Annotated in this window: 11 protein-coding genes; 2 read left to right on the plus strand and 9 right to left on the minus strand. The window is 42.4% G+C overall.

Annotation, left to right across the window (positions count from 1 at the left end; all coding sequences use genetic code 11):
* Positions 1 to 306 precede the first annotated feature (306 nt).
* Together uvrA and uvrB are read right to left on the minus strand one after the other, a co-directional pair.
* Positions 307 to 3,123: an excinuclease ABC subunit UvrA gene (gene uvrA, locus ACYVRS_RS04735; RefSeq protein WP_461202724.1), complete on the minus strand. Its 2,817-nt coding sequence runs from the start codon at positions 3,121 to 3,123 to the stop codon at positions 307 to 309.
* A 13-nt stretch (positions 3,124 to 3,136) separates the two neighbouring features.
* A complete protein-coding gene (uvrB, locus tag ACYVRS_RS04740) occupies positions 3,137 to 5,128 on the minus strand; it encodes an excinuclease ABC subunit UvrB (protein WP_313537455.1) in 1,992 nt (663 codons plus the stop codon).
* 269 nt (positions 5,129 to 5,397) lie between these two features.
* Here uvrB and ACYVRS_RS04745 point away from each other — a divergent pair, with 269 nt between their 5' ends.
* Positions 5,398 to 7,554: an amino acid ABC transporter substrate-binding protein/permease gene (locus tag ACYVRS_RS04745; protein WP_461202726.1), complete on the plus strand. Its 2,157-nt coding sequence runs from the start codon at positions 5,398 to 5,400 to the stop codon at positions 7,552 to 7,554.
* Between the two features lies 1 nt (position 7,555).
* On the plus strand, positions 7,556 to 8,293 hold the full coding sequence (locus ACYVRS_RS04750; RefSeq protein WP_054116291.1) for an amino acid ABC transporter ATP-binding protein: 738 nt from the start codon (positions 7,556 to 7,558) through the stop codon (positions 8,291 to 8,293).
* 114 nt (positions 8,294 to 8,407) lie between these two features.
* Here ACYVRS_RS04750 and ACYVRS_RS04755 read toward each other — a convergent pair whose 3' ends face one another.
* The 7 genes from ACYVRS_RS04755 to ACYVRS_RS04785 form a co-directional block, all read right to left on the minus strand.
* Positions 8,408 to 8,722 (minus strand): hypothetical protein, encoded by a 315-nt coding sequence (locus ACYVRS_RS04755; RefSeq protein WP_313537459.1) that lies wholly within the window; start codon positions 8,720 to 8,722, stop codon positions 8,408 to 8,410.
* A gap of 5 nt (positions 8,723 to 8,727) precedes the next feature.
* Positions 8,728 to 9,753 (minus strand): hypothetical protein, encoded by a 1,026-nt coding sequence (locus ACYVRS_RS04760; RefSeq protein ID WP_461197580.1) that lies wholly within the window; start codon positions 9,751 to 9,753, stop codon positions 8,728 to 8,730.
* Complete coding sequence (locus ACYVRS_RS04765; RefSeq protein WP_461197581.1) at positions 9,750 to 10,211, minus strand: RNA polymerase sigma factor; 462 nt, start codon at positions 10,209 to 10,211, stop codon at positions 9,750 to 9,752. Before ACYVRS_RS04765 ends, ACYVRS_RS04760 begins: the two co-directional genes overlap by 4 nt.
* Positions 10,212 to 10,403: 192 nt before the next feature.
* Positions 10,404 to 10,859 (minus strand): S-ribosylhomocysteine lyase, encoded by a 456-nt coding sequence (locus ACYVRS_RS04770; protein ID WP_313537465.1) that lies wholly within the window; start codon positions 10,857 to 10,859, stop codon positions 10,404 to 10,406.
* A 14-nt stretch (positions 10,860 to 10,873) separates the two neighbouring features.
* Entirely contained in the window at positions 10,874 to 11,518 is a 645-nt protein-coding gene (locus ACYVRS_RS04775) for a class I SAM-dependent methyltransferase (protein ID WP_461197582.1), read from the minus strand.
* Between the two features lie 2 nt (positions 11,519 to 11,520).
* Positions 11,521 to 12,666, minus strand: coding sequence for a cystathionine gamma-synthase (locus ACYVRS_RS04780; protein WP_461197583.1), 1,146 nt, complete (start codon positions 12,664 to 12,666; stop codon positions 11,521 to 11,523).
* Positions 12,656 to 13,618 (minus strand): PLP-dependent cysteine synthase family protein, encoded by a 963-nt coding sequence (locus tag ACYVRS_RS04785; protein WP_461197584.1) that lies wholly within the window; start codon positions 13,616 to 13,618, stop codon positions 12,656 to 12,658. The genes ACYVRS_RS04780 and ACYVRS_RS04785 overlap by 11 nt, the downstream gene beginning before the upstream one ends.
* Positions 13,619 to 13,754: the final 136 nt, after the last annotated feature.

Here is a 13,754-nt window from a genome sequence, read left to right on the forward strand (position 1 = left end):
TAAAACCACTCTCTCTTTTGGATACTCTAAATAATATTGTATAAGTCGTTCATTTTACAATAGACATATTTTACCACAAAGAAAAAAGCAATCAAAGCATATATCTTTGACTGCTTTCCTCTACTTTGAACGGATAGAACTTATAGGCAGTTTATTCGGTAAGAATATACGTATACCTATTGCTATTCTAACAAATAAATTTTCAAATTCAAGAGGCTTTGTTGAAATGTTTAAATAATTCATAATTGTTTAATAATTAATTAAACTTTAGGATTGTTAACGAAACAATCGAATAATCCTCGGATTTTACAACACTTTTTTCAGATAGTGTCCTGTATAACTTTCCGGTACCGAGGCTATATCTTCTGGTGTACCAGTTGCGAGAATCGTGCCACCGCCATCGCCGCCTTCAGGACCTAGATCGATCACATAATCTGCAGATTTGATCACATCTAGATTATGTTCGATCACCAATACCGTATTTCCAGCATCAACAAAACGTTCCAATACTTTTAGCAACCGGGCAATATCATCAGTATGCAGACCCGTGGTTGGTTCATCAAGAATATAGAAACTTTTGCCATTAGAATTTTTGTGCAATTCGCTGGCCAATTTCATTCGTTGCGCTTCTCCCCCTGATAATGTGGTAGCAGGTTGTCCCATGGTCACGTAGCCCAAACCAACATCAACGATCGTTTTCAGTTTGCGATGGATCTTCGGAATATGTTGAAAGAATGCAACGGCATCTTCGACGGTCATGTCCAAAATCTCCGCAATATTTTTTCCTTTGTAATGGACTTCAAGGGTTTCGGAATTGTAACGTTTGCCATGACATACTTCACAAGGAACATAGACATCTGGCAAGAAATGCATTTCGATTTTGATGATACCGTCACCTTTACATGCTTCACAGCGGCCACCTTTGACATTGAAACTAAAGCGGCCTTTTTTATACCCTCGAACTTTGGCTTCGTTGGTTTTTGCAAACAAATCTCGGATATCATCAAAGACACTTGTATAAGTCGCTGGATTGCTTCGTGGTGTCCGTCCAATTGGACTTTGGTCGATATCGATCAATTTTTCGATGTCTTCGAAACCGGTGATTGTTTTAAATTTGCCGGGTTTGTTTGAATTGCGGTTGATTTTTTGTGCCAAAGATTTTTTCAATATCTCATTGACCAACGTTGATTTCCCAGAGCCTGAGACGCCTGTGACAGCAACAAATTTTCCTAATGGGAAGTCTACTGAGATATTTTTGAGATTGTTCTCAACTGCGCCGGTGATTCGAATCTGTTTGCCATTGCCGGTTCGGCGTTCAGCAGGTGTCGGAATGTTTCGCTTACCAGATAAATATTGGCCGGTCAGTGATTTTTTGTTTTTGGCTACTTGCGCCGGTGTTCCAGCTGCTACGATCTCACCGCCTTCATGACCTGCACCTGGTCCGACATCGATCAAGTAATCTGCTGCCCGCATGGTGTCTTCGTCATGTTCCACCACGATCAGTGTATTGCCTAGATCTCTCATTTTACGCAACGAGTCCAATAAGCGATCATTATCTCGTTGGTGCAGCCCAATCGAAGGCTCATCTAAGATATACAAGACACCAGAAAGGTTGGAACCGATTTGGGTTGCTAGGCGAATCCGTTGTGCTTCTCCACCAGATAAGGTTCCAGAAGCCCGACTTAAGGTCAGGTAATCCAAACCAACATTTTTTAAAAAGCTCAATCGATCATCGACTTCTTTGACGATTGGTTTGGCAATTGTTTGTTCCGATTCTGTCAATGTCAAATCTTCCACGAAAGTCAAGGCGCTGTTGATGGCTAGCTCACTTAACTCGCCAATATGTTTGCCGTTGACTTTGACACATAATGCTTGTGGATTCAAGCGATAGCCTTTACAGGTTTTACAAGTCAATTCTGTCATATACAACCGCATTTGATCGCGGGTAAAATCGGAATTGGTTTCATGATAGCGCCGTTTGATATTCGGTAAAACCCCTTCGAAAGCCACCTCAACGTCGCGAACACCGCCAAAATCATTTTCGTAATGAAAATGGAAAATCTCGCCGTTTGAGCCATTCAAAATGATGTCTTTGTGCTCTTCTGGCAATTCTTCAAAAGGTGTATCCATATCGATATTGAATTCCAAACAAGCTTGTTCCAACATTTGCGGATAATATTGTGAACTGATTGGGTTCCACGGCTGCAATGCCCCTTCACGTAATGTTTTCGTGGTATCAGGGATCACCAAATCGGTATCGACTTCTAATTTGATGCCTAACCCATCACAATCCGGACAGGCACCAAAAGGCGCATTGAATGAGAACAATCGCGGCTCTAATTCGCCGACTGTGAAACCACAATAAGGACAAGAATAATGTTCACTGAATAACAACTCTTTTTCACCGATCACATCAACGATTGCATAACCGTCTGCCAATCGTAACGCTGCTTCAAATGAGTCAAACAATCGGGAACGAATCCCTTCTTTGACTACGATACGATCGATAATGATGGCTATATCATGTTTTTTGTTCTTTTCTAATTCTGGCGCTTCTGACACATCATACGTTTCTCCATCAACGCGCATCCGAACATAACCTTCTCTTTGAATTCGTTCAAAGACTTTCTTATGTTGGCCTTTCTTTTGGTTGATCAAGGGGGCCATCAGTTGAATTTTGGTTCTTTCCGGCAATGCCAATACTTCATCTACCATTTGCTCTACAGATTGACTCGTGATCTCAATATGGTCATTGGGGCAGATCGGATGGCCGATCCGTGCATAGAGTAAGCGCAGATAATCATTGATCTCTGTGACAGTTCCGACGGTCGACCGTGGGTTTTTACTTGTGGTTTTTTGATCAATGGAAATCGCCGGACTCAAACCATCAATACTGTCGACATCAGGTTTGTCCATTTGGCCTAAAAATTGACGGGCGTAGGCAGATAGACTCTCGACATACCTTCTTTGTCCTTCTGCATATAAGGTATCAAAGGCCAGGGAACTTTTCCCTGAGCCCGACAAACCTGTCACCACCACCAATTGATCTCGAGGGATCGTGACATCGATATTTTTTAAATTATGGGCACGCGCCCCGTGGATCACGATTTTATCATTTGCCATAATGTATCTCCTTCTAATCTGCTGCTTTTAATTCAAGGATCGTATCCCGTAAAGTAGCTGCAGTTTCAAAATCTAATGCTTTCGCTGCATCTTTCATTTCTTTTTCTAGTTTAAGTAATAATGTCGCTTTTTCTTCACGGGTCAAATCATCATAGGATGCTGTCGTGTATTCACCTGTTTCTTCAGCAACTTTGGTAATAGCGATCAAGTCGCGAATCTCTTTGATGATCGTTTTGGGTTCGATCCCATGCGCTTGATTATATGCTTCTTGAATGCTGCGGCGACGGGATGTTTCATCAATAGCCCGTTGCATAGAATCTGTCATCTTATCCGCATACATGATCACTTTTCCATCTGAGTTCCTCGCCGCTCGGCCAATCGTTTGGACTAATGAACGTTCACTGCGCAAGAATCCTTCTTTATCTGCATCTAAGATCGCTACCAACGACACTTCTGGCACATCGATTCCTTCACGCAACAAGTTGATCCCGATCAAGACATCGAATTCGCCTAATCGCAGGTCGCGGATGATCTCAGTACGTTCCAATGTTTTGATATCGCTATGCAAGTACTTGACTTTGATGCCTAATTCTTTGAAATAATCCGTCAAATCTTCGGCCATTTTTTTCGTCAAGGTTGTCACAAAGACCCGCTGATTCAATTCGACGCGTTCATTGATTTCTCCCACCAGATCATCGATCTGCCCCATGATCGGTCGAACCTCAACGACAGGATCTAATAGGCCGGTTGGTCGAATGATTTGTTGGACGACTGTATCGGTTTGATCGTATTCGTAGGGGCCAGGTGTTGCAGAGACATAGACGATTTGATTGACATGTTCCTCAAATTCTTCCAATTTTAACGGACGGTTATCCAACGCGGAGGGCAAACGGAATCCATAGTCGACTAGCATTTGCTTCCGTGCGCGGTCGCCATTATACATACCGCGGATCTGCGGCATGGTCACGTGGGATTCATCGATCACCAGCAAGAAGTCATCTGGGAAGAAATCCAGCAGTGTGTATGGCGGCTCGCCTTCTTTACGGCCGTCCATATGGCGAGAATAGTTTTCGATCCCCGATGTATAACCCATCTCCCGCATCATTTCGATATCATAATTGGTTCGTTGCTCCAATCGCTGTGCTTCTAATAATTTGTTCTCATCTCGCAAGACCTTCAATCGTGCATCCAACTCGCTTTGGATCGTTGCGATCGCATGCTCCATGTGATCTTCGTTAGTTACAAAGTGCGTGGCCGGGAAAATCGACACATGTTCTGTATCGCTGAGTATTTCTCCAGTCAACGCATCGACTTCTCGAATACGGTCGATTTCATCACCAAAAAATTCCACACGCAAAGCCCGCTCATCTCTTGAGGCTGGGAAAATTTCCACCACGTCCCCCCGGACCCGAAATCGTCCACGTTGAAAATCGATATCGTTTCGTTCGAACTGGATATCGATCATCTCTTTTAATAATTGATCCCGAGATTTCTCCATCCCGACACGCAAAGAAACAACCTGACGTGCGTATTCGACTGGTGAACCCAAACCAAAGATGCAGGAGACAGACGCCACAACGATCACGTCATTGCGTTCCAGCAAAGAACTTGTAGCGGAATGACGTAATTTATCGATTTCATCATTGACACTTGAATCTTTTTCAATATAGGTATCACTAGAAGGAACATACGCTTCTGGTTGATAGTAATCGTAGTAGCTGACAAAATATTCAACAGCATTATTGGGGAAAAAATCTTTGAATTCACCATACAATTGACCAGCCAAAGTTTTATTGTGGGCAATGATCAATGTCGGTTTATTGACCTCTTTGATCAAATTGGATACTGTGTAGGTTTTCCCTGTACCCGTAGCCCCCAATAAAATTTGGGCTTTTTTGCCGCCGACGACACCATCCACCAATTGATGGATCGCTTCTGGTTGGTCACCAGCTGGTTGATATTTTGAAACCAAATCAAACTCGTGGGAAGTTGTTCTTTCGATCATCTTCATTCCCCCTCACATATTCTAAAGGATGACAAAAAAAGAAAAAACGTCATCGCTTTTCCACAAATAATTATACCATACCGAACATACTTTCGCTATCATTTGCTTTGTTGTTTTCAGCAGGTTAACAGATACTTAAGATGTTATCATTTCTCACATTGAATGTCAGAATTACATCACTTTGTCACGATTTTTTTCTTAAAAGCTTGTGTGTTGCCTGAAAAATTCATATAATCTATAAATACGTTACAGCTAAAGGGGGAATTTTCTTGAACAGAAAACATAGAGCCTTCGCTTTAGTTGCGCTGATCATCAGTTTCTTTGCTTTTTCAGCAAAGTCAGCCAACGCGGAGGAAACAACGTATAAAATAGGAACGGATTTAACATTTGCGCCCTTCGAATTTCAAAATGAAAACAACGAATATGTTGGGATCGATATTGATTTACTGAATGCTATCGCAGAGGATCAGGGATTCGCTGTTGATTTGCGTCCTTTAGGGTTCGATTCATCCATTCAAGGCGTACAATCAAATCAATTGGATGGCATGATCGCTGGGATGAGTATTACCGATGAGCGTAAAGAAACCTTTGATTTCTCAGATCCATATTTCGACAGTGGGATCCAAATGGCAGTAGCTGCTGATAACGACAGCATCACAAGCTATGACGATTTGTCAGGAGAAACCGTCGGTGCGAAAGTCGGCACAGAGAGTGCGCGTTTCTTAGAAGAAAACAAAGACAAGTATGGCTATAGTATCAAGAATTATGATGATGCCAGCGGATTGTATGGTGCTGTCCGTAATGGCACAGTTGTGGCAATCTTTGATGATTACCCTGTTCTAGGGTATGCCATCAACAATGGAGAAGCCATGAAGTTGATTGGTGAACCAGAAGCTGGTGCTTCATACGGATTTGCGGTCAAAAAAGGCCAAAATGCTGAACTATTGGAAAAGTTCAATGCTGGACTTGCCCACCTGAAAGAATCAGGCGAATATGATCAACTCGTTGCAACATACATTAGTACAGCAGATAGTTCCGCGACTGATGATAGCGAATTGGTCAAAGTAGAACCAAAAAAAGAGGTCTACAAAATTGCTAGCGACTCCGCTTTCGCACCCTTTGAATTCCAAAATGAAGACAATGAATATGTCGGTATCGACGTCGATTTATTGACAAGAGCTGCCGAAATGCAAGGCTTCAATATTGAATTTAATTTCATCGGTTTCTCAGGTGCCTTGCAAGCGTTAGACGGCAACCAAGCCGATGGTATGATCGCTGGGATGAGTATCACAGATGAGCGAAAAGCCTCTTATGACTTTTCAGATTCTTACTTTGAAAGCGGGATTCAATTAGCTGTCAAAGAAGGCAATGAAGATATTTCTTCCTATGAAGATCTAGATGGCAAAACTGTCGGTGCAAAAGTCGGTACGGAAAGTGCTGATTTCTTGATCGCAAACGAAGATAAATACGGCTACGCCATTAAATATTACGATGCAGCTGATCAATTGTATGCAGCAGTAAGCGGCGGCCAGATCGATGCCATGATGGATGATTATCCAGTGATTGGCTACGCCATTGCGCAAGGTCAAAAATTGACCACGCCGATTGAAAAGGAAACCGGCGGACAATACGGTTTTGCAGTCAAAAAGGGCCAAAATCCTGAGTTGATCGAGATGTTTAATGAAGCGTTAAAAGAAATGAAACGAACGGGTGAGTATGATCAGATCGTCGGCAAATATATCCAAGATGGTTCTGCCACTGAGAAAAAAGTCGATGAATCAACGATCACTGGTTTGATCAGCAACAATTACGGGGTTTTACTAAAAGGTTTATGGCAAACATTGCTGCTCGCATTGATTTCATTTGCCTTAGCTTTAGTGATTGGAATCATATTAGGCCTCTTTAGCGTTTCGCCAATCAAAGCACTGCGGGTCTTTGCAGGAATTTATGTAGATATCATTCGTGGTATTCCTATGATGGTATTGGCCTTCTTTATCTTCTTTGGTCTTTCCGATGCTATCGGTATCACCATTCCGGACTTTGCAGCTGGGGTGATCACATTGACCTTGAATGCCAGTGCATATATTGCCGAGATCGTTCGTGGCGGAATCAACGCTGTACCAAATGGACAAATGGAAGCCTCCCGTAGTTTGGGCATGACCTATACGCGTACGATGCAAAAAATCGTGCTGCCGCAAGCCATCAAAATCATGATTCCGTCTTTCGTAAATCAATTCGTGATTTCCTTGAAAGACACCACGATCATTTCTGTTATTGGTGTGGTAGAACTATTGCAAACCGGTAAAATCATCGTTGCCCGTACGACACAAAGTACGTATGTCTACTTGATCATCGCAGTCATGTATCTTGTGGTTATCACTGCTTTAACGAAACTTGCCAAAGTTTTAGAAAAGAAGGTGAAGTAAGATGAAAGAAAAAATCTTAGTTGAAAATTTAGTCAAAAAATTTGGCAGCAATACAGTCTTGAATGATATCAATGTATCCATCGAAGAAGGCGAAGTGGTCTGTGTGATTGGTCCTTCTGGTTCCGGTAAATCAACCTTCTTACGTTGTTTGAATCGATTAGAGGAACCGACTAGCGGCGATATCATTATCGATGGCGCTCATTTGATGGACAAAAATACCAATATCAACGCTGTTCGCCAGCATATCGGAATGGTATTCCAGCATTTCAACCTCTTCCCTCATTTATCTGTGTTGGAAAATATTATTTTAGCGCCAATGGATCTTAAAAAATCGACACGCAAAGAAGCGGAAGCAGATGCTGTTCGTTTATTAGAAACTGTCGGCCTTGCGGATAAAAAGGATATGTATCCGGACAATCTTTCCGGCGGACAAAAACAACGGGTCGCCATTGCTCGGGCATTGGCCATGAATCCGGATGTGATGTTGTTCGATGAACCAACCTCCGCCCTTGATCCAGAAATGGTCGGCGATGTCTTAAATGTCATGAAAAAGTTAGCGAAACAAGGCATGACGATGGTTATCGTGACCCATGAAATGGGATTTGCCAAAGAAGTAGCCAATCGAGTGATGTTTATCGATGGCGGAAACTTCTTAGAAGATGGCACACCAGAGCAGATCTTCTCCAATCCAAAGAACGAACGAACCAAAGATTTCTTAGACAAAGTGTTGAATATTTGATCATAAAAATAGCGACCGCCAAAGTTAGATTTTTAGTCTAACTTTTGGCGGTCGCTTCACTTTTGGGCATGTTTTTTTGTTTGAATCGTCTGTTAAGCCTTCTGCATCTTATTTTTATAGTATATATACACTGCCACAGACTAAAAGCAATACGATAATTGGATAAACCAATTCTTTCAGCCAACTTTTGTCTCGCCAGGCCAAAAGAGCAATACCTATGATACAAATGATCAACAGGATAGGATTGAATAGATAATAAAAAAATCCATTTCCAGCAGCCGCATCACCTGGCCTATCGACAAGAGAAACAGTAAGATTTGTAATGGTCGAAAACAAAAATCGGATGCATGCAAAATAGAACAAATAGAGTAAGCTATATCCTTTTATGATGATTGACAGTATATGCCCATCATGATCCATTTTTTTCATATATATTATCCTCCTATCGTGATTACTTGTTGTATCACTACATCTTGGACTTGTCTTACTTGCACGCGCATGATCATGGATGTTTGTTTTTGCAGCCAGTCAGCCAGTTCTGTGCCAGTACCGGTGAGCAACACCGCATGTACCTTCACACCATTTTCTTCAACATAGCTTTGCAGATCTTGAAAATCGTGTAGTTGAATCGGATGAAGGCTATTATTAAGGAAACGCATATTTTCATCACTATCCCAGCCTAGATTACCATAAATATCGAAATGATCATTCAGGTAGGCGATCCCTTCTTCCACTGCTGTCAAAACTTGCTGATCATAATTGTTTGCTGACACTTGTTGAACCATCACATCAGAATAGCCAAAGTTGCTGCCCGACTGATAAGCAATCGTATAATGTTGGACAGTCAAATCCCCAACGATTTCTCTGACTGAACTTGGGGCTTGGTCATTTTTTAAGGTAGCGGCTAGCGTCACTTGCTTCAAATCACCTAATCCATTCAAATAATCGACTAAATCATCATAGGTGTTGACTTGCTGATTAGGGTCATACATATTTGCAGAAAACGCATAGGCATTCAAATCATTACTGGCCACCTGGGTTTGTGTACGCTGATCAAATAAAAAGCGATTACGTAAAGTATAGATTACCTGTTCTTGGTTGCTATTTTTGGCTATGAGTGGATAGAAATCGTCTTTGCCTAGGAAACGCAGAGACGCTTGCTGATTAAAAGAATCATAGTGCAAATTTTCTTGTCCCATCTCATACCACAAGTAACGATATTTTTCGAGCGCATCCTCCCGCAGATAATCTTGATACGCATATAAGTTGACCACAGATGGCAGACTTTGATAATCAACATCTTCCCGAGGAACCCACCGATAATATGCAGCTGGAACCATAAAAGAAAAAATCAATGCCACCAGACTAAAAAATAGAAAATGGTAAATCAATAACCAACCAAAGCGCTGTTTCGATCGAAGTACTGTTTTTTGCAACTGCTGATACTCGTTTACTTTCATTCCTTCACCTGCTTTTTGATTTTTTGTCGTGCTTGAAAAATACGTGATTTGATCGTACTTTCTTTGACGCCAATGATTGCCGCAATTTCTTGATACGAATATCCTCTAATGGACAAGATAAGCGGACGTCTCAATTTGTCTGACAACCGATTGATTGCTTCGATCAACGCCGTGTCACTAATTGCTTTTTGATTGAAAGGCAGATCATCGCTTGCCAGTGTTGCTAGATCTTCAACGCCAACACTGATCTTTTTCCGCCGATAATGGTCATACAAAGTGAATTTAGCGATGGTAAACAACCATGATTCAAAATGATCCGGCTGTCTTTTTGGCAAGGCCAATACTACTTTCAAAAAAACTTCTTGGGTCAAATCTTCTGCGATGTAACGATCTTTCACCCTTTGAATAAAATAGTATTGGATGCGATCGTAATAGTTTTGAATCAGCTCCTCCAACACTATCCCTCCCCCGTTACCTATATAGACGATCGAACAAGCAAAAAGTTGCAAAAAAGATGTTTATTTACAGTATACCAATGATTTAGATGATTTCATTCTGGGTACACAAAAAAACTGTATATTTGTTGAACAAATATACAGCAAGATCATACTATTCATTTTATTGTACGCTAGTTTTATAGAAGCGCAAGTCTACGCAAATACTGTCGACCATTGTGCTCTTTGATCCAAAAATTCTTGTGCCAACGCTTGTGCCCCGCTTAGGGTATGGTTGGCTGCCCATCCACACTGGATCTCGTTGCTAGCTGGAACTTCAGTCGCTGTGAGAACATCTTTCATCGTTGCTTCTAAAACATTCAATATGTCATCATAGTCCTCATGATTCAACACGGTTAAATAGAAACCTGTTTGACACCCCATTGGTGACCAGTCTACGATATAATCTGCGTGATTGCGGATCAATTCTGCCGTCAAATGTTCCAATGAATGCAAACTAGCCATGTCCATATGCGCTTTGTTCGGTTGCTTGAACCGGACATCATATTTGATGATCGTGTCATTTTTCCCTTGCTTCTTGTCTGCTACCCGCACATAGGGGGCTTTGACTAACGTATGATCTAAATTAAAACTTTCAACATTCATTTTCATTCTCTGATTGCTCCTTATTCTTTGATGGCTTCGATCAACCAAACGAAGGCATTGATTTGCTTGAACCGGATACGAAAACCATGATGGCGAAAATATCGGTCTATATCAGGAATCAGCGGATAATACTCTCGTTCCAGATCTTCAGACAATCGTATATACCCTTGCTGGTGGGCTTGCTGAATGGTCGCAGCTTTGTGATCCAAAGACAAAAACATGGTGTCACCAAAGATGACTTTGCCGCCAACTGGCAGCATGGCCGCATATTTGGCAATTGCCCGTTGCTTCTCCTCTTCATTCAAATGATGAAAGACATAGCTAGAAACGATCGAATCAAACGATTCAGAAAGGACAGGAAAAGTTTCCATATCTCCATCAATAAAGGTCACATGCTTGAGGGCGGCTTTTTCTTGTGCCACTTCTCGCATGTCTTCGGAAGGTTCGATTGCCACCACAGTCTTGCCTCTTTGCACCAGTGCTAAGGTCAGGTTGCCGGTTCCACTTCCAAATTCTAACACAGATTCGCTGGCTTTTTCAGCAATTTCTGCCAACAAGTCATGATAATTCAAAAATACCTCTTGATACTCTGGATCTGCGCCTGTGACTGTGTCATCATAGCTTCTGGCCCATTCTTTAAAGATTGGCATAAATTCCCGTCCCATCTTTATTCACCTGCTTTCTGCAGTGCAGTGTCTAAATCTGCCAATAAGTCATCCACATATTCGATTCCAACAGACAAGCGAATCAAGCCATCCTTGATGCCCGCTTGCTCTCTGAGTGCTTTCGGAATTGACGCATGGGTCATAATTGCGGGAACTTCGATCAAACTTTCCACCCCGCCTAGACTTTCAGCTAATGTAAATACGCGTAATGCTTCAACAAACGAGGCAACATGGGCTTCTTTTTTCAACTCAAATGAAATCATGCCACTGAAACCAGTCATTTGTTTGCGTGCGATATCGTGGTCTTTATGATCGGCTAATCCAGGATAATACACATGAGCAACTGCTGGATGTTCCACCAAAAACTGTGCGACTTGCAGTGCATTGCTTTGATGCGCTTCCATGCGCAATGCCAACGTTTTGATACTGCGTTGGATCAACCAACTATCATGCGGTCCCAAGACACCCCCAATGGCATTTTGGATAAAGCCAACTTGCTTGGCAATCGCTTCATCTTTGACGATGGCTAAGCCTGCGACAACATCACTATGACCGCCCAGATATTTCGTGGCACTATGGATGACGATATCGGCGCCTAATTGCAATGGTTTTTGGAAATACGGCGTGGCAAAAGTATTGTCGACGATTGTCAATAAGCCGTGCTCTTTTGCTATTTCTGCCACCCTTGCAATATCTGTGATCTTCAGCAATGGATTGGTTGGCGTTTCTAAAAAGACGGCTTTTGTTTCAGGCTCGATCGCTGCAGCGATCGTTTCTGGTTTATTGGTTTCTACTAGGGTATAACGCAATCCGCTTTTTTCAAAGACTTGATGCAGTAAGCGAAATGTCCCGCCATATACATCATCTCCCAATATGATATGGTCGCCAGAACGGAACATGGAAAAAATGGTATGGGTCGCTGCCAACCCAGAAGCAAAAGCAAAGCCTTGGTAGCCGCCTTCCAATTCTTTGATCAATTCCTCAAGGGCAAATCTCGTCGGATTACCTGATCGACTGTATTCATATTGTTTCGGTTGGCCGACACCATTTTGGCGATAAGTAGATGTTTGATAAATTGGTACACTGACTGCCCCGGTTTCTTGGTCTTCGCTAATGCCGCCATGAATCAATGTTGTATTAAAGTGCATGTTCATTTCCTCCTTCAACGTATAGGTCTGAACGACCTTCATAAATCTGTTTTGATAAATAACGGTCTCCGCTATCTGGGAATAAGGTCACGATCTGGCTTCCAGCAGGTAAGCGCCAGCTTTCTTTCACTGCCGATGCCATTGCCGCACCACTGGAACTGCCCACAAGCAGCCCATACGCTTTGGCTAGATGACGGGTGAAGCGAAAGCCCTCCTCATCACTGATCGTATCAACCGTATCAATGGACAACTGATCGAAAAATCGGGGCACAAATTCCACACCAATACCTTCGATCTCGTGGCCGTGCGCTGGGCCGCCATTCAAAATCGAGCCTTCTGGTTCAACTGCGATCAAACGAATGTTGGCCTTTTGCTTCAACAAATAGGCAGTCACACCTGCAAAGGTGCCGCCGCTGCCGACACCAGCAACAAAACTATCGATTTTCCCATGTAATGCTTGGAAAATCTCCGGTCCGAGTGTACTGCTATAGGCAGCAGGATTTTTTTCATTATGAAATTGCAATGGCAAATAGCTGTTCGGTATGTCTTTCGCTAAGGCTTTGGCTTTTTCGATCGCACCTTGAATGCCATCTTCAGTCGCTGTATGCACGATTTGCGCGCCTAAGCCGCGAATCAACTGCTGCTTCTCTACGCTAAATTTCTCTGGGATCACAAAAATCATTTTCAACCCATACTCAAGACCCGCTAGTGCCATACCGATACCCGTATTGCCAGCTGTCGGTTCAATGATTGTCGTATGACGATCAATTTCACCGTCAAGAAAGGCTTGATGGATCAGTTTTAATCCCAAACGATCTTTGATACTGCCTCCTGGATTGAGATACTCTAATTTGGCAAAAATCTGACTGCCAGGTTTGCCTCCTAGGGCAGCCGCATCAAATGCAAATAATGGTGTGTTGCCAATCAATTCTTTAATATTCTTAATGATCATACTGGCACTCCTTACGATTCGTGTATTGATAGTTTATGTCCGTCCACATAAATCGTCATCTATGTAAGCGGTTATGAAAGGCAAACAAAAAGAGGCACTGACTATTAAATCAGTACCCCTGGTATCGTCGTATTAT

The sequence above is a fragment of the Enterococcus salsurae genome (genome assembly GCF_054784955.1).